This is a genomic window from Rhizobium sp. NZLR8 (assembly GCF_019685025.1).
Taxonomy (GTDB): domain Bacteria; phylum Pseudomonadota; class Alphaproteobacteria; order Rhizobiales; family Rhizobiaceae; genus Rhizobium.
In genome coordinates this window covers 182916-209192 of sequence record NZ_JABDVY010000012.1, presented here as the reverse complement: position 1 = coordinate 209192, position 26277 = coordinate 182916, and the positions used below count along the sequence as shown (strand labels likewise).

Sequence of the window (26277 nt, the reverse complement as noted above, 5' to 3'; positions counted from 1 at the left end):
CCGCGTCTCCGTTGGGCGAAGCCCAGAAATTACAGCGAAAGCTTGTTCTAATATAGGCTTGATGTCTGTGACCGAGGTCATAATGGTGAACAAATTCTTTATCTCCGAAGGTGTATTTGTGCATATTTAAAATACTGTTTGCACATCCGGTTAAGTAAACAAAATGTTATTAGTATTAATTGGTGGTAATGGGATTAATCGTCTGTCGCGCCGATTTGTCGTGTAATTGAGAAATTGTCATTGATCGTACAAAATCCAACCATAGCTTACGATCATGGCAGTTTATGGAATTCAGTATAGATCTTTATGTATATAAATGTGAGCATTCGTCATATTTTATGTATAATTTCGACAGGATATCTTTATACTATCGTTATTCGACTTTCTAAGTTAACGTATTTCCAATGTCGCCGACGATAATAACGAATTAATCTGCGTGGAGTTGTGTGTATGGACGGGGCGATTAGCATCAGAGATAACAAGACTAAAGGAGGCGCGTCGCGAATAGAGGAGGCGGTTACTTCAGGGCCTGTAGGTATTATATACGGTGGGCGGGGGGATCTGGATCATGAATTCCCGTTTTGCCGTTCGAGTGTCCGAAAGTTTCGCCGCGGTGAGGTGATTGCCAGCGCCGGTGTCGTCGTCGACATATTCGCCCGCGTTCAGCACGGAATGGTGAGTGCAAGCACCCCGCTTGCAGATGGACGAGAGTTCATCGTGGAAATCGTTCCAAAAGGCGGCCTGATCGGCGAACTGGCGGTACTGCGCAAGCAGTCCCTCAGCCTGGAATATCGGGCCTCGTCCGACTGCGAACTGCATTATTTCGACGGTCGGTTGCTGCGGGACTTATGTGCAAACGATCCGCAATTCCAGGTGAAGCTTCTGTCGAAGGCGCTGGCGCGTGTTTCCGAACTCGAACTGCGGATCATTTCCAATGCGGGATCGAGCCTAAGGCAGAGACTGGCCGGGACGCTGCTGCGCCTTTCTGCCGTGTACAAAGTGGATGCGCAAAATAGCGGAGATGAGCTGATTATCTCCCAACATGAGCTGGCGGCGACGCTGCCGGCGTCGCGCGAAAAGGTCAACCAGTGTCTGCGGCGTTTGCGCGAGAGCAAAGTGGTCGACGGCACGCATGGCAAAATCCGCATTCTCAATCGGAAGGCGTTGGAGGCTTATGCCGAGGGTGCGGCGCACCTCGCTTGAGACGGCGCCGCGAGCACTTCCGGGGATATGCATCTAGGTGACCTGCATCAGACTTCGCTCTCGGAGGCATTTCTCCAGTATTTCCAGCCTTCACCCTGGATGAGCCCGTGATCGGAGAGGTCCTTCCAGCTTCTGTAGGTCCCGGTATCGGCACAGACGAAGGCATCCACATTATTGCTCGAGGAATATACGGCATATTCCTCCGTATGTTGGGACCGGTGCGCCGCATCGGCAACCTTGTGCACGAAGGTCGACAGGAACTTAAAATGCAGAAGCGCGCCAGATACGCCGAGTGCGCCGCTCATGTCGCCCAAATTCAGGGAGAGCGGCCAGACCTGGTGGGATGATTTCAGAAAAAGACGTTCACCCCCGACATAGACAAGGGGTATCTTGTTGAGCGCAGGGCCATCCCAGAGCCGGTTGTTGAAATAGACCCGCCCGCGAACGCCGCCCTTGATCCAAATCGTCCAGTTGCGTTTGTCGAAATGCGCGACATAACCGGACCGGTCGAAGAGATTGCAGACTTCGAGCGGATTTCGACCGGGTTCACATATGTTTTCGAGAACGGGATGGGGGCTGTACATGTCGATCATCACCGAGCGGAGGGAATGGCCGCCCATGGAATCGATATAGGCGGTCAATTGATCGATCGGCCGTGTGTCGCAATGGGGATAGACCAGGAACTCGTCTGCATCGACATAGAGAACCCATTTCTCCCGACAGTGACGATTGATGACTTCGTTGATCCAGTCGTTTCCGAATCTCGCAGCCTTGTAGGACCCGTGGGCAGAAAGAAGTGAGACATCGTCGAAGCTGGACAGCAGCTCGACCGTGCCATCGGTCGAGCCGTTGTCGATGCAGATAAAATGCTCGAAGCCGAGATCACGATAATATTGCAGGAAGAATGCCAGCCGGTACACCTCGTCGCGGATGACGCAGATGACGACGTGACGTGCCTGCGTGAGCCCATCGCGCAGCAGGTCATAGCGAACCTGCCGGGCCTTGAGCGACCGGCGCAGGCGGGCTTTTGCGTAATGCGAGATACTGGCGACGGAAGCCCTATAACTCATATTCTGTCCTGAACATTATCTATCCTGGTATGAATAGATGAATACTTGCGCGCGCGCCTGCAATCCAAAGCTCGACCGGCGATGCTGAGATCGGTCACGCCGACATTCACCTCAGGACGAACCAACGATGGGTCCTCATACAGCGTAGTCGCCAACCAGCAGCTTTTGGACCCGCGGATCAGATCCGTCTTTCTCAATTGCATGTTCGATGCGCGCTCGTATCGACCGGTACTTATACAGGATCTTACGATCGAAGCTTATTCCGCGATACAACGAGTTGTAAATCGGATGGGCTTTGCGAAGGTCGACGTAAACTTGGCTTTCCTTGTCGGTCCATGGAAAGAAGGTTCCGTGCCACGGCTTCGGATGCGCCATGTAATGCACGATCGCCAAGGAGGACATATTGACGAGATGAAGGAACTGCTTGGGAAAGTTCCAGCGGTTCGATACGAGGATCAGCGATGCGCCACAGACATAATTCAATGCGCCCTGATCGTGTTTGCCCTCGCAGGCCTCAGGATTTTTAGCAAAAAGCTCAAGCGCCTCCTGCCCGATCCAGCCATTGCGATGGAATTTCAGGACTCCCGCGTTGAAATAGTGGCTGCTCTTTCCAGTGTCGAGGAAATCATGGATCGCCGTGTAATCGCGCGCCGCGAAAAACCTGCCTTCGGGCACAGCGGCGTTTTCGAGCCTGCCGAGATCGCTGACGATCTGCGTATCCCCATCAAGGTAGATGATCTGGGTATAGTTGGCAGGCAGAATCTCGCAAAGCACCAACTTGGCCATCGTGCTGACGCTGATGCGTCCCCGGAAATGCGCCCCGTCGAGCTTGCCGAGCGAATCGTGCAGCGCTCCGGTCACATCCATCAAGTCGACCCCGCTCGTGGCGAGCAGGGCTTTCAATTCTACGAAATTATCGAGATGTTCCGACATGAGAACGCAGACATCAGTCGCGGGGCTTGCGAATTTGCGAGCCTGAAGCGCCGAGAGAATAGTCGGAAATGAATACTCGACATCCGTGACGTAGACGACGCACTGATTGTTCATGCCATCACCCTTCCGATTGTGCGCGATACAAATGAACCGGCATTGTCTTTCCAGTCGAGAGAACAGTTGTGAATTGAGCCGACGGGTCTGTCATATGAAGGCCCCGTTCGGTATATATAGCCCGCGTCCAGTCCGGTGGTGACCGAATCGGATCTGTCCGCCGGCGGCTTTTGTGTGATCATTGTTGAGATATTCACCATGAAGAGTGCCTTGCCTGTCACAAGGCTGTGTTTCGACATCTTGTTTCGCGGACCAACGATTGGTGCTGGGAGCCGTGTCGGCATGCAGAAGGAATGGGGATTGCGATGCTGATCACCACACTCGTGGCAGCTGTGATTTCGATCGTTGCCGGGGCTTCCATCCGTGCCTGGGGCTTCGCAATTTTTGCATTCCTCGTGGCAATCGGATTCGGCAGCGTGGCTTTCGCCGATGGGTCTTCCGTGATTGCGGCGGTCCTCTCCGGTATTGCTATCCTCATACTGATGGAAATTGGCTATGTGGCAGGCGTATTCGTGTCGGGGCTTTTGCGGCGTAGTGCCAGGTTGCGGGAAAATAATTCGGTCGCAGACAACGTCGCGACCAGCCGCGAGCGCCCGCAAGGCTGATGTTGATACAGACCTCTCAGCATATCCGTCTGCGGCGCGCTTTGTAGGAGCGCCTTTGGCCGACGGGCTCCTTCTCGTGCTGCGGCGGAGTTCGAGCGCGGGCATCATCGTGCTGAAAACATCGGCGCTCTCATCAGAGATGTCGATGTCTCCCGTGGGGTTCGGTTGGCAAGCGACAGGGCTGCGCGTCGCGGTGAGATATTGGTTGGTGCCAGGCACCCGGCAGCCAGACCCACCGTGGTGCTGAACAGCAGGCCGAGATCGGTGCCGCTTCCTGATATCGCCGCCGAGGCGACCTGGGCGATGCATGCCATAATCGCGGCATTTCCGATCGCGTGGGTTTCCCGATCGCCTGATATGCGCCGGCCGGAAGCCCTTAAAAGGCTGCACAGGAAAGTGGCGAAGAGAAGGGTGCCGGTTAATCCGACATTGGAAAGCAATGCAGCGATAAAACTCGAGGCTCGAACCGTGCCGAGCCCGGCGCCGAAGGTGGCGGTATCAACGAATGCGATCAATGCCAGCGTGTTCCAGGCGGTCCGTTCTTCGCCGGATTGCGATTGGAGCTTGTCCGACAAGGTGGTGTTCACCAGGCCGGCAATGGAATCCCACGCATCGGGGACGAGGCTGAGTGCAACGATGGCACAGGGAATCAAGAACAGCGTGATCACCAGGAGTGTCACGTGCGGGGTCGGTGCCGGGCCGCCGATCAGTCGTTTCAGGCAGAACAGCACGAACAAGCTGACAACGAAGATGCCGGCGATGTAGGCGGTTGTTGACGTGCAAAGCACGATCGTCGGGCCGATGAAAAGCGTTGCAAGTCCCGCCATGCGGCTTTGAACACGCTCCAGCCAGAGCATCAGCGTGAAGGAAAAATAGGCCAGCGCGACCGCGCCATAGGTGCTCGCTTCGGGAAAGGAACCGACGATGCGCTTGAACCCGCTGATCGTCTCGGCCGTATGCATCGTATAATTCGCATTCCTGATGACATCGAGCAGGTAGGACTGGCCGGTCAGGAAGGTTCCGATATCGATAAGCGCCAATGCAAAACATACTAGCGACGCCACGATCAGTTGTTGTGCAATGAAACGGGCATATCCGAGCCTGGTAAGCCCCGAGACGACGGCAAAGCAGGCGAGGTCGCCAAGCAGATAGACGGACTGGCTGAGATTGGACGAGCCTGGAGCCAGCGGAGCAGCCACTGTCGACATCATCCCCGAAACGTCTCGTGCAGAGGAGTAGACGAGGGTCGCGCCGGCAAAGATGCGGGGCAAGAAGAACGACGATGCCACGGAAAACAGGATGTAGCTGGCAAACCAGAAGCCAGGGCCTGGATAGGCGATGCTGGCCAGTACCGTCTGCGTTTGAGCCGGGCGCAGCAGGGCGGCCAGAACGAGAAAGAGCACCAAAAGATGGCTTGGCTGGATGCTGCTGCCGCCGAGCGCGGGCAATTGGAGAGCCGCTGCGGCTCCTAGCAGCGTCGACAGGCAGAGGGTCGTAAGAGCAAAGCGCGCGCCGTTGATCATGCCGAGCACACCAAGCAGCAGAACGATGAAACCGATCGGTTCTATCGACATGCTTCAGATCCTGATCCGGAGGGTAAGCGGCCAAGACCCCGCTTTTGCCGACAACCGGCATCCGTCTCTCGGCATGATGCTCGAGGCGAAAGCTGCCCGCTGTCGTCGAGGATCACAACCGCCACCTAATTCGATCCCGCCTGAGATACCCAGCCGGGGGCCGGCCGACTGTCCCCGGCCACATCGGACGACGAGACCGTCGAGCTCTGTTTCTGCGGCGCGGTCTGCGGCGACTGGGATGAGCCCTGAAGAGCCGTGTCTAAACCGACCTCGACCAGATCGTGCGGCAGCAATGCGGTTTGCTCATCCGCCACGATGTTGTGATAGGTTCCGTCGTCATTGCGGCGCACGATCCTGTAGTTCTTCTGCGCTCTGCCGAGACCCGGTGCGTCCGTGCTGATCTGGGCGAGTTGAGCGTCGTAGCCGGCCTGTTCGCCAAGAAGCTGGGCCACCTGGATATCGATCGCCGCCCTGCCGATCGCAAGATTGACCTGATTGAGCAGGTCCTGGTTTTCGCTGTTCTGCCTGTTGACGATGTTGATCTTGGAACGGTCAGCTTCGCTGAGGCCCTGACGAGCCGTGGTCAGGGCAACTTCGAGATCGATCAGGGTGCCCTGTGCATCCGCGACCCCGCGATCGACCGAGACCTGACGGGAATTGCTGACCAGGCCTTTGCTGACCAGGCTGTTGACATTGTCCAATTCTTTTTGGGCAAGATCGATCTGCCGTTTTTGCGAATTGATCTTGGCCGCAAGCGACTCGACCTGCTGGCCATAGAGGCGGGTGAGATCATTCGCCGCTTCGATCTGGCTGTCGATATCGACGCGCCGCAGCCGCATCAGGTTCAATTCCTGTGCCTTCAGCTTGTCTATATCGGGCGTTCCCACAAGTTCGTCAGGAATTTCAAAACTCTGCTCGCCAGCGATCTCCGCGCGCAGCCGCGCCTGCCGCATCAAGAGATCGCGCCGGTTGAGAACGGCCGTTCGGTAGGCGCCGGCAGCCTGGATCCGGTCGCGTTCGAAGTAGGTATTATCCTCGCGTTCCCGCAGGAAACCACCAGCGATGCTGACCACCTTCATGACGGTCATGTTGGGTTCAAAAGGATAGCGCCCGGGAGTTTGCACGGTTCCGGTGACGAAGATCGGCGCATGCTCGGCAATCTCCAAGGCGATGTACGGCTTGCCCGGGAGTTCCGCCTTTTCGGCCAGCGCGCCGACGATAGCATCGGCGAGCTCTTCAGTCGTCTTTCCGGTCGCCTGCACGTGACCGGCGATCGGGATCGACAGGTCGCCGGTATCATCGACGGTATAGACGCCGTCGAGAGCCTCCCAGCTGGCATAGCGCGAATCCGACGAGCGCCATTCGACGACGCGCAGTCTTACCTTGTCTTCCGGTACGAGGGTGAATGTCTGCGCATGGGCGACGCTCCAGCCGGTCAGGCAGCAGAAGGCCAGCAAGGAGAGTGCCGCGGAGATGAGGCGATCGGACAAGGATGTAGGCTGCATTGATCTATCTCCGTTTCGTTGCGATCGACGGCGAAGGCATCTCGCGCGGCGACGGATTGCCGAGTTCGAGAATGCGGGACGGAGAGGCGCGGCCGACAAGAAGATCGGAAAGCGCCAGCAAATTGCCATTCAAACGTCCCCAACGGTCAATCAAGCGGTCTTTGAACAATAGGCCCGAGGCGTTCGCCAGGATGTTGCGGCCGATTTGTGCGATTGCGCGGGCCCTCGACATCGTGCCCTTGCGGATCAGATAAACAGGATTGGCAACCTGCGAATAGCCGAGTCTTCGGCCGGGCTGGCGCCCGGATCTGACGCCGAGATGCACGCCGCGGGCGCCTTCGACATGCACGGACCTGCCGTAGCGGGCGATGGACCTGCTGAAATCGACATCCTCGAGCCAGCCGTAGAGTGGCAGCTGCTCGTCAAAAGTCAGCGCATGCTCGACAACGGATGAAAGGCGAACCGCCATGTTGCATCCGTAGGCGTTATAGACCTCCGTCACCTGTTCGGCCGCTTCGCCGGCCGTTTCAAGAACCTGCAGGGCCTTTGACATGCTAAGGCCGCCATCGAGGATGCCGTCAGCCAGGACTTCGCCAGTGGCGATCGCGACGTCGGGCCTTAGCGTAAAGACCGCCGCAATCCGCGACAGGAAGGTTGCTGCGGGAATGAAGTCGTCGTCCAGGAATATCAGAATATCCGTATCGGCCGCGGCGGCCTCGATGATCCTGTTGCGCTGAGAGGTCAGGCCACGGCTGCCGATGATGACGTCCACGTCGATGCGGTCGGCAAGCCCGGTGGCATCGTCGATCGAAGGCACGCAGACGATCAACCGCTCAGCCTGACCGGGCATGGTGGTGAGATAATCGATCGTCTCCCGCAGGATCGAGGGGCGGCCTGCCGAAGCAATCCCGATGGCAATCCGCAATGGGCGGCTCGCGGCCCCTGACGCGGCTTCAGTGCCGCAAGGACCAGGCGCCGGCGCGATTGGCCCGTCCTGCCTGGTTGCTCCTGCCGAAGATGAGGTCATGACTGCATTCTCTTCGGTGCATGGTTGATGATCGCGCCGAGGATCTCCGCGCCGACGTTCCGCATCGTGTCGATGATGCGCATGGTATCGTCGATCGAGGTGCGGCCGTGCGAGGTGACGACGAGGACGCCGTCCAGTTCCGGCGCGATCGCATTGGCATCCGGAGAAGCGGAGAATGCGGAAATGTCGACGAATATGGCGTCGAATTCCTTTTTCAGATCGGCGAAGCTCAACTGCGTGCGACGGGAGCTCAGGCGAATGGCCGGCGTCACCGCTTCGACATCGCCGAGGGGAAGGAACTTCAGCGTCGGGGTGAGGGGCAATGCCGCCGTCTGAATCAGTTCTCCATTGTCGAGGACATCGACGAGGCCGGTGGAACTATAGGGCGCGATCGATTTGCTGAGCGACGATTTCTGTGCAGCCGCATCGATCAACAGCGTCCGAGCTCCTGATATCGACGACAGCACGGCAAGTTCACACGCAATGGTCGATGCCCCGCTGCCGGGATCGATTGCGACGATTCCAATCACAACCCGGCGTTTGCGCCGAAGACCGACGACCGTCGCGCTCAGTTCCGCCATGCCTGGGATATCAGGATAGGCGGCTGCAGTGCTGCTATCAGTGCCGGCCGCAAGGAAACGCGCAGGGTGTCGATTGCTGGCCCTCTTCGATGTCGCCAGCAGAGTGACGAAGGGCAGTCCAGCGGCCTCCGCGATCTGATGGGGACGGATGATCCGGCGATCACCGGCGTGCCTTATCATGGCAAGTGCCAGGCCGAGACCAAGACCGACCGCCGCCGCAAAGGCGAGGATAAGCGTGCTGCGTGGCCTGGCCTTCGAAAGAGGCAGCGTGGCCCGCGAAACGATCGTGGCATCGGACACCGGGTAGGTGATGCGCTGCTTGGCTTCGGTAAGCTGGTTCAAGGTGCTTTCATAAAGGGTGCGGCGGGCGTCCGTCGCGCTTTGCAGCTCCGCAAGCTTGAACTGATCGCGCGGATTGCTCGTAAAGCCAGCCAAAGCGCTAGCAGCTTCGGCAAGTCCTCGCTGTTGCTCGGTTATGAACTTCGCCAGCCAGTCGCTGTATTGGCGGGCGGCGCTGGCCTTCATGGAGATATTCTTCTGGATATACTGCCTGGCGAGCGTGTCGGCGATATCGACGGCTTTCTGAGGGGTCGTTGCCGCGGCCGATATCTCGATGACCGTCGAACTTCCGATCCGGCGTATTTCCATCATGTTCAGCAGGGTGGCGGTCGCCCAGTCATGGAGCCGCTCCCCCTCCGGCTGCGCTTCTCTCGTTCCCTTGCCCGTCGCTTCCTGCGATGGCGTATCCAGTTGCGAAGAAAAGCCCGTCAGCCAATTCTTTGCCCTGTCCTGCAGCGAAGGCGCCTGATCGACGAATTCCGGATCGGTGTCGAGATCCAGCGCCGTTACCGTTCCGCCGACGACGTCGCTGGATCTGGCGATTTCCAGCTGTCCCTCTATGAATGCGTCTTCCGCAAAGGCCCTCTGTGTTTCGGAGCCGCTCACCTGGGGAAAGATCAAAAGTTGCGTGCTGGCAACGAATGTCGGCTCGGCGGTCAGTACATAGCTCCCCGCCATTACGAGGAAGGCTATCGTCGTCGCCGCAATCCACAGCCAGCGCATTCTAAGAAAGAAAAGCATATCCCGCAAAGTCAGCGGTGAATTCGCCCCAGTCGTTGCGGCAGGCAGAGGTATCGAAGAAACGCCGCTGAAGATCGTGCTCGAGGTCATGTCGTCCTAATCCAAAATGGCGATATCAAGGAGTAACCAGGTATCGGGTGACCAGGTGCCTGCAGCTTGGAGGGGACGGAGGAGGTGTATGTCTTCCGATTTCAGGCATGATCGGCAGCTCTCTCCTAATTGCTCAGTACGAGCCCCGCTGCGAAAACAGTGCGGGAATGGTCTTGGCAATGATGATTAAGTCCCGGCCTAGCGACCAGTTATCGAGATAGTGAACGTCGAGGGAAACCCGGTGCTCATAGCTGACATCGTTGCGCCCGCTGGTTTGCCAGTGGCCTGTCAGGCCGGGGCGGACTGCCATGTACGCCCAGATATGCTCGCCGTAGCGCGGCAATTCCTCGACGGTGATTGGCCGAGGGCCGACGAGGCTCATTTCGCCACGCAGGACATTGAACAGCTGGGGAAGCTCGTCGATGCTCGACCGCCTCAGGATGTCGCCGACGGCCGTAATCCTCGGATCGTCCTTCAGCTTGTGGGTCGCCTCCCACTCGGTTCGTGCAACTGGGTTGTTTTCGAGCAATTCGGCAAGCTGAGCACTCGCATCGGTCTTCATCGTGCGAAATTTGAGGCATCCGAACGGCGCGCCGCTGAAGCCGATGCGCGTATGGGAGTAGAAGACCGGGCCGCGGTCGGAGACCTTTACGATCAAGGCGACGACCAAAAGAAGCGGGGAAAGCAGGAACAGGGCGGTGATCGCCATCAGAAGGTCGAGTGCGCGCTTGGACGATCTGCCTGCTGCACGAGGCCGGGACGCATTCAGATCGCCGCCTTTCGCAGACCTTCCGACACGCGACCATGCTTCGAAACTATGTGCATCCCATGCCATAGGGGGTCTCCAAAACTTTCCGATTAAGAACCGTTCAAAGTTTGCTGCGCCGCACTCTTGTTGTCTGTTACCAAGGTCATAATCCTTAATAAATTCTTTATGCTACTAGACGGCAGAAGAGAACTCCGATTGTACCTTTGGGCGAATTATTTTCATTCTAAAGAGCAATCTAACATACTTAAAGGTGATTAATTCACTGAAATTCAATTATATTTTTGATATCACCTTTTCGATTATGACTTTTTTTTAACTAGAAAGACTTTTTAATGAGCACCTCTTTCCAATCATACAATCGTTCTTCGGTTACGCCGAGTTTTCGATTGTCGATGATGGTGTATTTTTGTTTTTCACCCAAATGTAGTCTTAATCTTTACGCTGTCTATCGGGGATGTTATTTGACTTGGGTATTAAGGTAATATAAATGATGCGGTGCAGCATTGCCTATCGTTATTCGAGTACTGGAGTATGCGCATGGACGGGGTGACTCACGCATCAGATCGCAGGGCCGGGGTCGGCAAGGCGGCGATATCGGCTAGTGGCGGCATTCATCTCGGCAGCCGCATAGTGCTCGACGACGAATTCCTTTCGTGCCGGTCGAGCGTTCGGCGTTTCCGGCGCGGCGAGGTCATCGCCGGGGCCGGCGTCCTGATCGATATGTTCGCTCGCGTACATTCGGGAGTGGTCAGCGCAAGCACGATGTTGCCCGACGGCAGAGAATTTATCGTTGAGATCATCCCAAAATCGGGCCTGATCGGCGAACTCGAGGTTTTGCGCAGACAGACGTTGAGCCTAGAATACCGAGCCGGTTCCAACTGCGAGTTGCACTTCTTCGAAGGCCGCCTGCTGCGCGACATGTATGCCAGCGATCCTAGCTTTCGCGAAAAGGTCTTCTCCAGGGCGCTGGCGCGTATTTCGGAGCTCGAACTCCGGATCATTGCGAATGCGGCGTCGAGCCTGCAGTCGAGGCTGGCCAGCACACTGCTGCGGCTCTCCGCCGTTTATGGAAAAGATGCGGCAAACAGCGGGGACGAACTGATCATTTCGCAAAATGATCTGGCCGCGACGCTGCCGGCGTCCCGCGAGAAGGTCAATCAATGCCTGCGGCGCCTGCGTGAAGGCAAGATCATCGACGGGGGGCAGGGCAAGATCCGTATTCTTAACCGAAAGGCGCTGGAAGCCTGTGCCAACGGTGCGGTTTCGGTGAAATGATGCGCCTGTCGCCTTCCGAGGCCAGCCGATCCACCGCACGCGTCGGCCGGTTTCTCGGCCCTGGCACGACAAAGATCGATCGCCTGGTCATTATCGACGACTACTCGGTGGCCAGAGGCGGGGCGACAGGCCTGGCGGTGCTGTCTGCCAAGCTTTTTCGCGGGCTCGGCATTCCGGTGACCTATATTTGCGGAGATAACGCCGCCAATGCGGAGCTTGCCGCGCTCGGAGTCTCGATGGTCGGACTGAAAAGCCGCGACCTGCTCAGTGCCGAGCGTGCGAAGGCGTTCGTGACCGGCATTCACAATGGCGCCGCCGTCCGCATGGTCGCGAACTGGATTGCTGCAAACGATACGGCCAACACCATCTACCATGTGCATGGCTGGCACCAGATTCTGTCCCCCGCGATTTTCAGGGCGTTGGTGCCGGTCGCCAGACGATGCGTGGTTCACGCGCATGATTTCTTCACGGCTTGCCCGAACGGCGCCTTCTTCGACTATCAGGCGCAGGAGATCTGCCTGCGACGCCCGCTCGGCGGAGGCTGCATTGCGACGGCTTGCGACAAGAGAAGCTATTCGCACAAATTGTGGCGTGTCGCCCGCGGCTCGAATATCCTCCGGCTCTTGAAGGATCAGGCCAATTTCGGCCGGATAATTCTGCTGCACGAGAAGATGGCGAGCTTTCTCGTCGGCGCCGGCTATCGGCCCGAAAGGCTGACGACGATCCGCAATCCCGTCGCTCCACTTTCCATCAAACGGATTGTGGCAGAGGCCAACGACGAGTTCGTGTTCATCGGACGGTTGGACGAGGAGAAAGGCGTGGAGGACGCCCTAGCCGCCACGCGCAGAGCCGGCGTCCGGCTTTGCGTGATCGGGGACGGGCCACTGATGCCGCTGGTCGCCGCGTCAGGAAATCACGTCAGGGCCGTCGGCTGGCAGTCGCATGCGGAGATCGGCCCGACCATCCGCAAGGCGCGTGCGCTGTTGATGCCCTCGCGTTATCCCGAGCCGTTCGGTCTCGTCGCTATCGAAGCGGCCAGGAGCGGTCTGCCCGTGATCATGTCGCGCAGCGCCTTTCTCGCCGAGGAAATGGAAAGAGCCGGCATGGCACTTGCCTGCGATACGGCCGATCAAAGCGCCTTTGCCGACACTCTGGCGAGATTTAGCCAAATGCCCAAGCAAGAGGTCCGCGCCATGAGCGAGCGGGCTTTCCGGCTGTCGCCGGATCTCGCCTCGACACACGAGGAATGGCGCGATGCGCTTCTTGCCGAATACCATAGCCTGATTTCGACGAATACGGTTTCCGAGCTGACAGACGGTGTGGCGATACAAGGAGTATTGAGTTGACCCTTAAAGCAACAACCTCTCTTCCCGACGCGAGGGCTTTTCTTACCGATGCGCCTGTCATGGCGAAAAGGCGCGTCACCGAGGGCGGAAGCACAAGCGAAACCGGGCAACTTCGGGTCGCCATCGTGCATTACTGGCTCGTTTCGATGCGCGGCGGCGAAAAGGTCCTTGAAGAGCTGTGCCGCATGTTTCCGCAGGCCGATATCTTCACCCTCGTCTGTAACCGGGATCGCATCAGCGATTTTCTGAAGACGCGGAACATCCGCACCTCTTTCCTGCAGAAGATCCCTGGCGCGCAGCGGCATTATACCAAGATGCTGCCGCTGATGCCCTTCGCGCTCGAGCAGTTCGATCTGCAGGATTACGACCTGGTCCTGTCGAGCGAATCCGGGCCCGCCAAAGGCATCATCACGCGCGCCGACGCTCTCCATGTCTGTTACTGCCATTCGCCGATGCGCTATATCTGGGATCAGTTCCATGTCTATCGCCATGGCCTTCCCTGGCTGGGACGCGCCTTAATGTCGATTACCGCGCCGATGCTGCGCGCCTGGGACGTGACGACGTCCTCGCGCGTCGATGTGTTCGTCGCCAACTCCGATTATGTCGCAAGCCGCATCCGCCGCTTCTACGACCGGGACTCCGTCGTCATTCATCCGCCCGTTGCGACCGACGATTTTGCGGTGGGGAAGGGGAAAGGCGAATTTTACCTTTATGCGGGACAGCTGACCACCTACAAGCGGCCGGATATCGCGGTGCGCGCCTGCACCGAGGCTGGCCGGAAGCTGGTCGTCATCGGCGAGGGAGAACAATTATCTTATCTGAAGTCGATCGCCGGCCCGACCGTTGAGTTTCTCGGCCATCAGCCATTCAACGTGCTGCGCGACCATCTGTCGCGATGCCGCGCGCTGTTGTTTCCGGGCACGGAGGATTTCGGCATCCTGCCGGTGGAAGCCATGGCATCGGGGCGGCCGGTTCTGGCTTTCGACGCGGGCGGCGCCCGGGAAACCGTATCCGCGCCACAGGTCGGCTTTCGCTTCGCGCAACAGACGACGGAAGCCCTTTTGGAAACGATGGCAGCGTTCGAAGCGGTCGAGGACGATATCGATCCGCATGCAATCCGCGCGCACTCGCTGAAATTCTCCGCCGCCGTATTCCGCGATCGTCTGTCCAGCCTGATCGAGCGACAGTTGTCCAGCCATGGAGACGGATCTGCCGACGTCTTCAGAAGACGGCACGGTTGAGGGGGAAGGAACGGAGCTGCCTGCCTTGCCGCGCCCCGCCCGAATCCGTCTCAAGCCCCCGACGAGGAATAGATAAACAGATCATGTCAAGCGTATCTCAGAGGACGGCGACGGCGAGCATCTGGACCATCAGCGGAAAATTCCTCGCGCGGATGCTCGATTTCGTCAGCCTCCTTGTCCTGGCAAGGCTGCTGAGCCCTGAGGATTTCGGCCTGGTCGCCATCGCAACGTCGGTCTTGGTCATCGTCGAGGCGATCCTGGACCTGCCGTTGACCCAGGCCCTGATGCGCCAATCGTCGCCTTCGGACGAGATGTTCGCCACGGCCTTCACCCTCAGCCTGCTGAGAGGGCTGGCTATCAGCCTGCTGATGATGATCATCTCCTGGCCAATGGCGCTGGTCTACGCCGATCCGCGGCTTTTCGCCCTTGTCGCCGTTCTATCGATCGCGCCTGCCATGCGCAGCATGATCAGCCCGCGTATGGTTCTTTTCATGCAGCGGTTCGATTTCAAGCGTGAGTTCGCGCTCGATCTTATTGCCAAGGGATCGACATTGTTGTTCGGGGTGGGTGTAGCTGTGGCAACAGGCAGCTACTGGGGGCTGGCGATCGGAGCGGTCGCCGGCCCGACGGCGGCGATGATCACGTCCTATGTCTTTGCGCCGATGCGACCGACGTTCAGCCTTTCCGAATGGAAGCATTTTCAGGACATGATCAGCTGGAATACCGTGTCGCAGGTGCTGAATTCGATCAATTGGCAGCTGGACCGGCTGCTTCTGCCGCGTTTTACGGGCTTGTCGACGTTCGGCGCCTTCAGCGTCGCCGACAATATCGCGGGCATTCCGTACCAGACCTTCGTCGGACCGTTGCTACGCCCGCTGATGGCGGCATTCTCCACCGTCGAAGACCGCCGCAACCTGGTCGCCGCCTATCTAAAGGCGACGAATGCGATCACCTTCGTCGCGGCACCCATTCTCATCGCGCTTGCCCTCCTCGCAGAGCCGACCGTGCGCGTCCTCGTCGGCGAAAAATGGGCATCGTCCGCACCGATCCTGCAATGGCTGTGCCTTGTCAGCCTACTCGGTCTTCCCACGAACATGATGCCGCCATTGGCCATGGTCATGAACAATACCCGCTATGTCGCTCTCAGGATGTTTGTCGAGTTCGCCGTCAGGGCTCCGGTTACCATTCTGGCTATCGCCTATTTTCAGGTGGCGGGCGCGCTGGGGGCGCGGTTCGTGGCAGTCCTCGTCGCCTATGGCGCATCGCTCGTCATCACAAGGCGTCTGATCGGCGCGAGTTTTGCCGCGCAATTGATGTCCTTTTTCCGGCCTCTGCTCGCGAGCTTGCCGATGATCGCTTTCCTGCTCTGGGCGGAGCCGATGCTTGTCGCCATGCCTGTCGGTCTCAATCTTATCGTCGGCGTCGCGCTTTTCGGCGGGGCGGCAGCGGGGATTTTCTGGGCTGTCGCCTTGCTGTTGTGGCAGATGATCGGAAGGCCCGACGGTATCGAGACCATCATCGTCCAAAGGCTCATGCCACGACGAAACGAGGTCTTCACCTCATGATCGAGAAGAGTGCATCCCAATGATTGGTTCGGCGTTTCCAGAGGAGTAGTAATGCGTTACGGGATATCTGCTAAGGGGCTCGGTTTGCTCCTCGTCCTCGGTCTGGGCGCGTTGCCGGGCCAGCCCAGCGTGGCCCAGGAACCACTCAATATCGATGCATACCAGCTGACGTTCGAGGAGAGTTTTGACAGCCTTGACGTTTCGGCCTGGGGAGAGAAAAGCTCCCGCTGGATCGCCCATACGCCCTGGAACGGTGATTTCGGTGATGCCCGTTTCACCGATCCGGCCCCCGGCTTTCCATTTACCACCGATCAGGGAATTCTGAAGATCGAGGCGCGCAAGGAGGCCGACGGCACCTGGCGCTCGGGCTTGCTTTCGTCGGTGAACCCGAAGGGTGAAGGTTTCTCGCAGCAGTTCGGCTATTTCGAAGCACGAATGAAGCTGCCGCCGGGTAAGGGAGTCTGGCCGGCATTCTGGCTCATCGGGCTCGATCGGTCGAAATACACCTCCGAAATCGACGTGCTGGAATATTATGGACGCGCGCCCTACGAATTCAGCATGGGCTTTCATGTCTGGCGTCAGAGCCAGGGCGGCCAGAACAGCACCGGTGGCCATTGGCAAAGCGTCCAGCACGGAATTTTGAACAGCGAATATCACACCTACGGCGTCGATATCCAAGCTGACAAGACGAGTTTTTACTTCGATCGTCAGTTCATCTGGAGCTTCGACACGCCGAAAGAGTTCCACATGCCATTTTATCCGTTGGTAAACTTGGCGCTTGGCTCGGGTTGGCCGATCGATGAAACGCCGAACCCTTCCATTCTGCTCGTCGACTATATCCATGTTTACAAGCGGAAGCCTGCCGACGCAGCGAATTGAACGAGTGGCTCGTGGTGCGTGACCGGCCTATTGCTCGCGGAGGCAGCTGAGACCGGTTTCAGCGTCGAAGAGATGCATTGCCTCCTCGTCGAAGAAGAGGGTCAGCTTTTCGTTGTCGCGGATCGGCGTGCGCGGCGGCAGGCAGGCCATCAGACGCTGATTTCCGGCAAGGGCTGTGACGACGAGTTCCGGGCCGGTCAGCTCTGCGACCTCAGCGCTGGCCTCGATCGACGGGCCGGGGCCGTCTGTGCGAAGCGCCTCGGGGCGGATGCCGAGGACGAGGTCGCGGCCATTGTCGGCCGTATCGCGGAAACGGGCGGGCAGGGGCAGGCCAGTATCGGAGCCTGAAAGCACCAGCCGGTTGTCCCGAACGGTGGCCTTCAAAAGGTTCATCGGCGGCGCGCCGACAAAAGTGGCGACGTAAAGCGTTGCCGGGTGGTTGTAGATCTCCTCCGGCGTGCCGAGCTGCTCGATACGGCCGTCGCGCATAACGGCGATGCGGCTTGCCAGCGTCATCGCCTCGATCTGGTCATGGGTGACATAGACGACCGTCGTCTTCAGCATCTGGTGCAGCCGCTTGATCTCGGTGCGCATCTCCATTCGCAGCTTGGCGTCAAGGTTGGAGAGCGGCTCGTCGAACAGAAACACCTCAGGTTTGCGCACCAGCGCACGGCCGATCGCGACGCGCTGACGCTGGCCGCCGGAAAGCTGACTCGGCTTGCGGTCGAGGAGGTTTTCGATCTGCAGGAGCTTTGCCGCATCGCGAACGGCCTTGTCGCGGTCGTCCGCCGGCACTTTGCGCATTTCCAGCCCGAAGCCGATGTTCCTGTGCACCGTCAGATTAGGATAGAGCGCGTAGGATTGAAAGACCATGGCGATGTCACGGTCCTTCGGATGCACGCCGAGCACCGAGCGCCCACCGATCCTGACATCGCCGCTCGTTGCCTCGGCAAGTCCGGCGATGATGTTCAAGAGCGTAGACTTGCCGCAGCCGGACGAGCCGAGCAAAACGAGAAATTCACCGCTTTCCAGCGAGATGTCGATGCCTTTCAGGGTCTCGACATCACCATAGGACTTGCGGATGGTCTGGATTTCGAGCGCACTCATCGCACCGGCTCCTGAAGAGTTGTCGGGCCGCCATAATTGCGGGGAAGGGTTGAGATGGCGCGCGAGGCAACCTCCGTTCCGGCTATCAGGCAGGAAAGCAGCGGCGCATCGCCAGCGAGAGCCGCGAGGAAAGCGGCGTTGAAGACATCACCGGCACCGATCGTATCGACAACTTCGACAACGGGTGCGCCCACCGAAACCAACACGCCCTCCGGCCCGATCGCGATCGCGCCGTCCGGGCCACGCTTAACAACGACGATCGCATCCTGCGGCATATGCAGCCTGATGTGACGTGCGGCCGCGATCGGATCGACGATGCCGGCAAGCGTCGTCGCCTCGATTTCGTTCAACAGCGCGATGCCGCTGCGAGACAGCCAGGCGCGTGTCGCCGCGCAATTCCGCTGCGTCCAACCGTCGAGCGGCCAGCCGGTGTCGAGTGCGACGGTAACGTCATGGCTGTCGGCCCAGTCGAAAAAGGGGTCGTATTGCTCGGTCAGATCGTCGGTCAGGAACGAGCCGCAAAGGAGGGCGTAACCGCTGCTAAGGCGCGCTGCGTCGAGGACCGCGAAGACATCGGCCAGACTGAAACGCGGCAGATGGCCTTTGGTCGTGAAGAAGGTGCGCTCGCCGTCCGGATGGATGATGCCGACGGAGAGCGTCGTTTTCTCAGGACGTATGGGCCACTTCTCGGAACGGTGGCCGAAGGCTTCGCTCAGCCAGCGGCCGAATTGGTCACTGCCGATATTGGCGGCGATCTCGAATTCGACGCCAAGCGCCTGCCAGGTGAGTGCGCTGTTGCCGGCGGCTCCGCCGACCCGTAGTTCGTCGTGATCGACGATGATTTCCGTCCCAGCCTTCGGCCAGGCGGCTGCCGGCCCAAGGATCAGGTCGACGTTGACGTTGCCGATGACTGCAAGCGGCCGCATTCATTCACTCCGGGTGATCTTGGTGGATCGAACCGGCGTTCCGGCATTCTCCACACGGGCGTCGGCAAAGGCGATCATCAGCCGCTGGGCAACCGGCAGCATGGCGAAGATCGCGGCAAGGCCCGTTACCGGGGTAAAGCGGATTGTCACCGCGCCGGCGACCGGCGCTTGCCCGGATGCGTCGAACAGGATGACGGGGGCGCCGGTCTCGACGGCGGAGATCGCCATTGCGGTCACCAAGCCGGATGTCTCGTCCAAGCCGCGGAACAGCACGACGCCGATTTCCGGCCCCAGCATCTCCATCGGCCCATGGCGCAACTGGCCGCCTTCAAGCGAGAAGCAGGGGCGGCGCGACAATTCGGTCAATCCGAGCGCCAATGCCTCGGCGATGCCCTGCAGCCGGCGGCCTGAGGTGACGACCGTTGCGACGTCTTCGAGCGCGGTGAGGGCGGCGGCGACGTCATGGACTTCAGGCGCGTTGAGGATGGCAAGTGCGGCCTCGGGATCTTCGCCGAGGGCGGCGAGGATTGCCAGATGCAGGGCGAAGGTTACCGTCAGGCTGCGGGTCGCGGCAAAAGCCAGCTCGGTGCCGCCAACGCCGACCAGCGACGGGGCGGTTCTTGCGAGGAAGGAACTTGCGTCCAGCGTCAGGCCGAAGGTCTCCTCTGTGCCACCGGTCTCATCGAACCAACGCACCACCTCGGCGCTCTCACCTGATTGCGAGGTGACGAAGATCGTCCTGCCAGCAACCGGTAGCGGCTGGCCAAGCTGCTCAGACAGTGGCAAGGCGACGGAATCGATGCCGAGGGCCCGATAGAGCGGCTCGACGGCGCGGTTGACGGCATGCGAGCCGCCCATGCCGAGCAGGAGCAGCCGGCCGGTTTTCTTCAGCGAGACGGCGGCTCTTGTCGCGCTCGGCCCGGCAACTTCATAGGAGGCGATCGCATCGGCATGCTGGCGCGCCATCTCGCGATCGATCGCGGCAAGTCCGGCCGGCCGGATTGTTTCTGTTGTCATGTTCATCCCTTGACGCCGCCGCTGGTGAGCCCTGAAACCAGGGCACGTTGCATGATGAGACCAATCAGCACCGGAGGCAGGGCGGCGAGCACGCCTGCCGTGGCGATCAGTCCGTAATCGGAAACGCGGCCACCGGCGAGATCCGCGATGGCGACGGTCAGCGTTTTGGCGCGCTGGTCGGAGGTGAAAAGCAGCGCATAGAAGAATTCGTCCCAGGCAAGCAGGAATGCAAACAGGCTTGACGTCGCGACCACGGGGCCGGCGAGCGGCAGCGTAATGATCCTCAGCGTCTGGAACAGGCCGGCGCCGTCGATCATTGCGGCGGATTCGATTTCGCGTGGGATGGAATCGAAGCCCGATTTCATCAGCCAGGTGGTGAAGGGCGCCAGGATGCTGAGATAGACGAGGGCCAGGCCGAAGACGTTGTTCAGCATGCCGAGATGGGAGAGACCCATATAGAGCGGCACCGCAAGCGCCACCGGCGGCAGCATATAGGTGCCGATCACCATCGACAGCGACCATCCCACAGAAGGCGTGCGCGACACCGCCCAGCCGGCCGGAATGGCGAGCGCGATCGACGCGATCGTCGCCATGCCAGCCACCTCGATGCTGTTGCGCAGCGACGAGGTGAAGGCGGCGCCGGCGCTGTTTTCGATCGTCGAGAGCAGCACGGCGTAGCGAGAGAAATCCGCCGTTTGCGGCCACCAGCGCAATGGCTTCGCCGCAAGGTCGGCGGCGGGCGAGATGCTCATGATGAACAGCCACAGGATCGGCGCCAGGATGACGGCGGCAAGAAGCAGCGCGCAGACATAGATGAAGGCGGTAAAGATTGGGCTTTGGCGTTCCATCAGGCCGCACTCCCGGCGGTCTTGCGCACCAGGGCGGCGTAGCCGGCGGCAAGCAGCGTCACCAGCAGCGTCACGATCAACGCCAGCGATGCGCCGGAGCCGGCTCGCTGGAAGGAGAAGGCTTCCTGATAGACGAGGATCGACAGCGTGCGCGTGCTATTGGCCGGGCCACCGCGGGTCATGACCCAGATGATGTCGAACACCTTGAAGGCTTCGATCGTGCGCAGCACCAGGGCCACCATCAGCGGGCCGGCGAGATAGGGCAGGATGACGAAGCGGAAGCGGGCGAAAGCGCCGGCGCCGTCGACGAGCGAGGCGGCGGTGATGTCGCGCGGCACGGCCTGGAGTGCGGCCAGCGCGATCAGCGCCACCAGCGGGAAATTCTTCCAGCAATCGGCGACGATGAGGGCTGCCAACGCCGTGCCCGGTTCGCCGAGCCAGGAGCGGTAGGCATCAAGCAGGCCGAGCTGGGTCAGCGCCGCGTTCAGCGCGCCATATTCCGGGTTGTAGATCAGCCGCCAGAGCGTGGCATTGACGACGGTCGGCAGCGCCCAGGGCAGGATCATCAGGGCGCGAAGCGCGGCGCGGCCGCGGAATTGCTGGTTCAGTAATAGGGCGGCGAGAACGCCGATCACCATTTCGGCGGCAACCGAGACGATCGCGAACCATGCGGTGGTGATGAGGGTGCGTTGAAAATTCGAGCCGGAGATCATCTTCGCGTAATTGCCGATACCGACGAAACTTCCTTCGGTGCCGACGAGCTTGGCATCGGTGAAGGAGAGGCCGACAGTATCGATCAGGGGCCAGCCGATGACCGATATCATGACCACGAGAAGCGGCAGCATCAAAAGCCACGCGCGGGTTGTCAGCCAAGTGCCCGACATCAAGGCGACCCTTCTTCATTCTTAAGTTTTTGGAAACCGGGCGACGGCAGGCGCCGCCCGGGGTTCTGAGCTGGATCAGAGACCGCTATTATCGGCCGCCGATTTCAGCGCGTTCTCGGGAGAGGACTGGCCAAGCAACGATTCCTGTATCGCCTGCTGCAGGGCGGTCGAAAGCTCCTGATATTTCGGTGTCGTCGGACGCGGATACATGGCGGCGAGGCCGACCTTGGCGGCGGAGATCAGCTCTTCCTGACCCTTGGTGACGGCCGGGTCCTCATAGGAGGAGGCCCAGATCGGCAGGCTGAGCTTGGCATAGGCATTCTGCGTCGCCTGCGAGGTCATGAAGGTGATGTATTTCCAGGCCTCATCCGGATGCTGGCTGGCCGAGGTGATGCCGAGGCCCATCGAACCGTTGACGGCCGAAGCCGCGCTCTTGCCGGCCACACCCGGTGCCGGGACAACGCCGACCTTGCCCGCGACCTTGCTGTCCTTCGGATCGTTGGCCATATTGTACATATAGGTCCAGTTCAGCGCGAAGGCGGCATCGCCGTTTTCGAAGACCTTGCGGACGTCCTCTTCCAGGAATTCCTTGGAGTTCGGATTGGTCAGGCCGGAGGAATAGCTGGAGACCATATATTTCAGCGCATCAAGACCGCCGCCGGTCTGGAAGGCGGGCTTGCCCTCCTTGAGGAAATCGCCGCCATAGGCGCTGACGAGCGTTGTATAGTCGCAGATTGCCGCTTCGGCCTGCGACCAGCTCCAGGCGATCGGCGTAGCGAGCAGGCCCTTGTCCTTGATCGTCTTTGCCTGCTCGGTCAGCTCGTCCCAGGTTTTCGGTGGAGCCTTGATGCCGGCCTTTTCAAGGATCTCCTTGTTGTAGAACAGGTATTTGGTATCGAGGATCCACGGCATGCCGAAATATTTGCCGTCATACTGCACGGTGGTCCAGGCGCCCGGCAGCACGCCTTTCTTCATCTCGTCGGTGATGTGCGAGGAGACGTCGACCAGCACCTTGTTGGTGGCGTATTCCGCCGGCCAGATAACATCGAAGAGGACGACGTCATAGCCGCCGCCGGAACCCTGCGCCAGCACCGTCTTGTCGTGCAGGCCTTCATAGGGAACGAATTCGAGATTGACCTTGATATCGGGGTTCGCCTTGGCGAAGGCATCGGTCATGGCCCGCACGTCGGCCTCGCTATAGGCGGCCTGCGCCATGAAAAGCGCGTTCAGCGTCGTCTCGGCGAAAGCGTGCGGTGCAAGAGATGCGCCGATCAAGGCCGCACCGAGAAGCGTCTTGTTAAAGGATTTCAGCATTGCAGCCTCCAGTTTTTGACATTTACGCATTGCCGAGGGCTTCCGCCATCGGTGTTCGAGAAGTCGTCTCGGAGCGTCGTCGGAGCCCTTGTCGGCGTCCTGCGTTCCCTGGAACTCTCCGGTCCCTTATTAAGTCAAGTGTCTTGACTTATTACTTCTTCAACATTCTATTGGAGTCAAGAGGCAATTGCACATGAATGACAGCCGTCCGATCCGGGCCAAGAGCGGCACCAACCACGGGGGCACCAGTGCCCATAACCGGCGCGTGATGATCGATGCCCTGAGAATCAACGGTGCGCTTTCCCGCGCCGATCTGGCGCGGGCGACGCGGCTGACCAAGCAGACGGTGTCCAATATCATTGAGGAACTCGAACGCGACGGTCTCGTCAGTTCGCAGGAGGCGGTGAGGAAGGGCAGGGGCCAGCCCTCGACGCCCTATCGGCTCGTGCCGGAAGGCGCCTTTGCGATCGGCCTGCAGATCGACCGGCATGTGACGCGTGCGGTTGCGGTCGATCTTGTCGGTAGCGTTCTCGTGCGCGACGAGGCCGGGCTCCCACCTGGAGGTCCGTCGCAGGGGGCGAAGGTGATCCTCAATCTTGTCGCCAGCGTGCGTTCGAAGCTTGCCGGCGTCGTCCGGCAGTCGGAAAAGCGGCTTGTCGGCCTCGGCGCGGCCATGCCTGGGCCCTTCGGCGTCGCCGGTAGCGGCGACGATCCGTGGATGATGGAGGCTTGGCAGAAGTTTCCGCTGTTGGAAACGCTGACTGCCGGCACCGGGCTCGATGTCGACCTGCAGAACGATGCGGCGGCGGCGGCGACCGCCGAGCGCATGGTGGGGGCGGCCCATGGGCTCGACCATGCCATCTGCCTCTTCGTCGGCTATGGCATCGGTGCCGGGCTCATCCTGAATGGCGAGCTCTACCGCGGCGCGAACGGCAATGCCGGCGAGATCGGCATGGCGCTGCTGTTTGCCGACGGCAAATCGACGCCGCTCGAACATCGTGCCTCCCTCGCCTCGCTCTATCAGCATCTCTCGGCCGATCCCGCCGATCCCGACCTCCACGCACGCATCAACGACCTTACCTTGAGCGGCGATCAAAGCATCGACGCCTGGGTCGAGGCGGCGGCGGTCGACCTGCGCTGGAGCATCCATCTCATCGAGACCCTGTTCGATCCGCAAACCGTTATCCTTTGCGGCAGCGCGCCGGAAGCGCTGGTGAACAAGTTGATTGCGGCAATCGGCCGGTTGCTGCCCTCGATCGCCGAACGTCGCGGTCGCATACTGCCGCGCCTGCAGCCCGGTATGGCCGATCCCTGGTCGGTCGCACTCGGTGCTGCCGCCGGGCCGATCAGCCACGCGTTCGATCCGCGTTTTGCTGCAATTTTGAAGGATTCCCTTTGATTTCAAGGCTAAAACCAGACGTTGCACACGAGTGCAGTGGCAGAAAGATAGCCGTTTCTGCCAGTTTCATGTGACGGTATCCCCGAATAAGGATGCTCTGTCGCAATATAGGCAAATATTGAAAACCCTTGATAATTATAATTATTCGAATATGAATATAACTGTTCGGCAGTGCGCTGGGGAGGCTGGCGAGGCTTCTCTAAATATAGCCTCGGCTGCGGCAAATAACATCCGAATGAAGGTTTTGTGACGGCACGATTTCGATCGTTTCATGTCATGTAATATTCATTAGCCGCAGCAATTTGAACCAGCTAATAGGGCGTGCGCTGAAAGTGCGCGTCTCTTTTACGTTCGAGGTTCTCATGCAAGCCAAGCTTCTCGGCGCCGTAGGCGCCCTTCTCGCTACAGCGTTTCTTGCTGGTCCCGCTGCCGCCGCCGATAAGACCAAGATTGACTTCTGGTTCGGCAATTCCGGTGACATCGCAAAGCGGGTCCAGGAACAGTGCGATCGGTTCAACCAGTCGCAGGCCGATTATGAAGTCGTCTGCACCAGCCAGGGCAGCTACGACGCTTCCCTGCAGAACACCATCGCCGCCTTCCGCGCCGGCAAGCAGCCGACCATCGCCCAGGTCTCCGACGCCGGCACGCTCGACATCATGCTTTCCGGCGCCTACTACCCGGCCAACAAGCTGATGACCGACATGGGCTACAATGTCGACTGGAAAGATTACTTCTCCGGCATCGCAAACTATTATGCGACGTCGAAGGGCGAGATGTATTCGTTCCCCTTCAATTCCTCGACCGCTCTGCTCTATTGGAACAAGGATGCCTTCGCCAAGATCGGCAAAGACCATGCTCCCGCCACCTGGCAGGAAGCCGGCGAAGACTTCAAGGCTCTGAAGAACGCCGGCTATGCTTGCCCGCTCGCCTTCGACATCTCCAACAACGAAGTCTGGCAGTACATCGAGCAGTTCGAAGCCGTCAACGGCGAAGCGATCGCGACGAAGAAGAACGGCTTTGAAGGCCTCGACGCCGAGCTGGCGTTCAACAAGAACCCGCTGCTCGTCAGCTATGTCAAGGACCTCAAGTCCTGGTACGACAACAAGCTTGCCTTCATCAAGAACAAGGCCGTCGGCCAGACTTTCGTCGAGGCTTTCGCCGCCGGCGATTGCCAGGTCATCCTGACCTCGGTCGGCGACCATGGCAATGTTGGCCGCACCGCCAAGCAGGGCATGAACTGGGGCGTTGCCATGCTCCCCACCTACGGCAACGCAACCCGCCACAGCTCCTACGTCGGCGGCGCTTCGCTCTGGGTTCTGAAGGGTCACTCCGACGCCGAATACAAGGCTGCTGCTGCCTTCTTCAACTTCATCGCAAAGCCGGAAGAAGCTCTCACCTGGTCGACTGTTACCGGCTATATCCCGGTTCGCAACTCCGGTTTCGAATACCTGAAGAAGCAGGGCTTCTACGACAAGGCTCCCTATGCCGGCCGCGAACTCGCCATTCAGAGCCTGACCGCATCGCCTGCTGACGACACGGCTGCGCACGGCATCCGCCTCGGCGGCCTGCTGCAGGTTCGCACCGAAATCGCAAACAGCCTGCAGGCAATCTTTGTCAACAACGCTGACGTCCAGGCTTCGCTCGACGGCGCGGCCGAACGCGGCAACCAGCTCCTGCGTCGCTTCCAGCAGACCTACAAGAACGTTCAGCTTCCCTGATCATCCGATATGAGCCGCACCCAGCCCGCGTTTGGCGCGCTGGGTGCGTTTTGCAGGTTCTTCAATCGGACGCGGATGCGAACTCGCCGCCCGCGCCTACTGCATAATCCCTTAAATCGGAATCGATTTAGGGATAAATTATGCAGCAATTCAAAAGCTGCAGCGTCCTTTGCGCGTCTGAAAGAGGCGCGGCGCTGTGGGTCAAAC

Annotated in this window: 22 protein-coding genes; 9 read left to right on the top strand and 13 right to left on the bottom strand. The window is 59.6% G+C overall.

What is annotated here, in order from left to right:
* Positions 1-450: 450 nt before the first annotated feature.
* Entirely contained in the window at positions 451-1203 is a 753-nt protein-coding gene (locus tag HJB89_RS24290) for a Crp/Fnr family transcriptional regulator (RefSeq protein WP_207581607.1), read from the top strand.
* Positions 1204-1250: 47 nt separating this feature from the next.
* On the opposite strand, the gene HJB89_RS24285 is transcribed toward HJB89_RS24290, so the two are convergent.
* Together HJB89_RS24285 and HJB89_RS24280 are read right to left on the bottom strand one after the other, a co-directional pair.
* Entirely contained in the window at positions 1251-2273 is a 1023-nt protein-coding gene (locus HJB89_RS24285; RefSeq protein ID WP_221150613.1) for a glycosyltransferase family 2 protein, read from the bottom strand.
* Between the two features lie 135 nt (positions 2274-2408).
* A complete protein-coding gene (locus tag HJB89_RS24280) occupies positions 2409-3320 on the bottom strand; it encodes a glycosyltransferase (protein WP_207581605.1) in 912 nt (303 codons plus the stop codon).
* Between the two features lie 305 nt (positions 3321-3625).
* Here HJB89_RS24280 and HJB89_RS24275 point away from each other — a divergent pair, with 305 nt between their 5' ends.
* On the top strand, positions 3626-3925 hold the full coding sequence (locus HJB89_RS24275; RefSeq protein WP_246762687.1) for a hypothetical protein: 300 nt from the start codon (positions 3626-3628) through the stop codon (positions 3923-3925).
* A 104-nt stretch (positions 3926-4029) separates the two neighbouring features.
* On the opposite strand, the gene HJB89_RS24270 is transcribed toward HJB89_RS24275, so the two are convergent.
* From HJB89_RS24270 to HJB89_RS24250, 5 genes are all read right to left on the bottom strand, one after another.
* Positions 4030-5499 carry a hypothetical protein gene (locus HJB89_RS24270; RefSeq protein ID WP_221150612.1) on the bottom strand — a complete coding sequence of 490 codons (1470 nt, stop codon included), beginning with the start codon at positions 5497-5499 and terminating at the stop codon, positions 4030-4032.
* Between the two features lie 125 nt (positions 5500-5624).
* A complete protein-coding gene (locus HJB89_RS24265; RefSeq protein ID WP_221150611.1) occupies positions 5625-7004 on the bottom strand; it encodes a polysaccharide biosynthesis/export family protein in 1380 nt (459 codons plus the stop codon).
* A 4-nt stretch (positions 7005-7008) separates the two neighbouring features.
* Positions 7009-8031, bottom strand: coding sequence for a glycosyltransferase family 2 protein (locus tag HJB89_RS24260; protein ID WP_207581601.1), 1023 nt, complete (start codon positions 8029-8031; stop codon positions 7009-7011).
* Positions 8028-9782 carry a GNVR domain-containing protein gene (locus tag HJB89_RS24255; protein WP_221132292.1) on the bottom strand — a complete coding sequence of 585 codons (1755 nt, stop codon included), beginning with the start codon at positions 9780-9782 and terminating at the stop codon, positions 8028-8030. Before HJB89_RS24255 ends, HJB89_RS24260 begins: the two co-directional genes overlap by 4 nt.
* A gap of 133 nt (positions 9783-9915) precedes the next feature.
* Positions 9916-10617, bottom strand: a complete 702-nt coding sequence (locus HJB89_RS24250; RefSeq protein ID WP_207581599.1) for a sugar transferase — start codon at positions 10615-10617, stop codon at positions 9916-9918.
* 471 nt (positions 10618-11088) lie between these two features.
* On the opposite strand from HJB89_RS24250, the gene HJB89_RS24245 reads away from it, so the two are divergent.
* The 5 genes from HJB89_RS24245 to HJB89_RS24225 all read left to right on the top strand — a co-directional run bounded on the left by HJB89_RS24245 (position 11089) and on the right by HJB89_RS24225 (position 16857).
* The gene (locus HJB89_RS24245) at positions 11089-11826 is read left to right on the top strand and encodes a Crp/Fnr family transcriptional regulator (protein WP_207581598.1); all 738 of its coding nucleotides are present in this window, start codon (positions 11089-11091) and stop codon (positions 11824-11826) included.
* Positions 11826-13172, top strand: a complete 1347-nt coding sequence (locus tag HJB89_RS24240; protein ID WP_207581597.1) for a glycosyltransferase family 4 protein — start codon at positions 11826-11828, stop codon at positions 13170-13172. The genes HJB89_RS24245 and HJB89_RS24240 overlap by 1 nt, the downstream gene beginning before the upstream one ends.
* A complete protein-coding gene (locus HJB89_RS24235; protein ID WP_207581596.1) occupies positions 13169-14413 on the top strand; it encodes a glycosyltransferase family 4 protein in 1245 nt (414 codons plus the stop codon). The genes HJB89_RS24240 and HJB89_RS24235 overlap by 4 nt, the downstream gene beginning before the upstream one ends.
* Before the next feature lie 83 nt (positions 14414-14496).
* Entirely contained in the window at positions 14497-15978 is a 1482-nt protein-coding gene (locus tag HJB89_RS24230) for a lipopolysaccharide biosynthesis protein (RefSeq protein ID WP_221132294.1), read from the top strand.
* A gap of 51 nt (positions 15979-16029) precedes the next feature.
* On the top strand, positions 16030-16857 hold the full coding sequence (locus HJB89_RS24225; protein WP_207581594.1) for a glycoside hydrolase family 16 protein: 828 nt from the start codon (positions 16030-16032) through the stop codon (positions 16855-16857).
* 27 nt (positions 16858-16884) lie between these two features.
* Here the strand turns inward: HJB89_RS24225 and HJB89_RS24220 are convergent, their stop codons facing one another.
* The 6 genes from HJB89_RS24220 to HJB89_RS24195 form a co-directional block, all read right to left on the bottom strand.
* Positions 16885-17964 carry an ABC transporter ATP-binding protein gene (locus HJB89_RS24220; RefSeq protein WP_221150610.1) on the bottom strand — a complete coding sequence of 360 codons (1080 nt, stop codon included), beginning with the start codon at positions 17962-17964 and terminating at the stop codon, positions 16885-16887.
* Positions 17961-18890: a PfkB family carbohydrate kinase gene (locus tag HJB89_RS24215; RefSeq protein ID WP_221150609.1), complete on the bottom strand. Its 930-nt coding sequence runs from the start codon at positions 18888-18890 to the stop codon at positions 17961-17963. Before HJB89_RS24215 ends, HJB89_RS24220 begins: the two co-directional genes overlap by 4 nt.
* A complete protein-coding gene (locus HJB89_RS24210) occupies positions 18891-19913 on the bottom strand; it encodes an SIS domain-containing protein (protein WP_221150608.1) in 1023 nt (340 codons plus the stop codon).
* Complete coding sequence (locus HJB89_RS24205) at positions 19910-20755, bottom strand: carbohydrate ABC transporter permease (RefSeq protein ID WP_207581590.1); 846 nt, start codon at positions 20753-20755, stop codon at positions 19910-19912. The genes HJB89_RS24210 and HJB89_RS24205 overlap by 4 nt, the downstream gene beginning before the upstream one ends.
* Positions 20755-21639, bottom strand: coding sequence for a carbohydrate ABC transporter permease (locus HJB89_RS24200; RefSeq protein ID WP_207581589.1), 885 nt, complete (start codon positions 21637-21639; stop codon positions 20755-20757). Before HJB89_RS24200 ends, HJB89_RS24205 begins: the two co-directional genes overlap by 1 nt.
* A 75-nt stretch (positions 21640-21714) precedes the next feature.
* Positions 21715-22953: an extracellular solute-binding protein gene (locus HJB89_RS24195; protein WP_207581588.1), complete on the bottom strand. Its 1239-nt coding sequence runs from the start codon at positions 22951-22953 to the stop codon at positions 21715-21717.
* A 193-nt stretch (positions 22954-23146) separates the two neighbouring features.
* On the opposite strand from HJB89_RS24195, the gene HJB89_RS24190 reads away from it, so the two are divergent.
* Positions 23147-24352: an ROK family transcriptional regulator gene (locus HJB89_RS24190; protein WP_221116533.1), complete on the top strand. Its 1206-nt coding sequence runs from the start codon at positions 23147-23149 to the stop codon at positions 24350-24352.
* Positions 24353-24714: 362 nt separating this feature from the next.
* Entirely contained in the window at positions 24715-26070 is a 1356-nt protein-coding gene (locus HJB89_RS24185; RefSeq protein WP_221116534.1) for an extracellular solute-binding protein, read from the top strand.
* Positions 26071-26277: the final 207 nt, after the last annotated feature.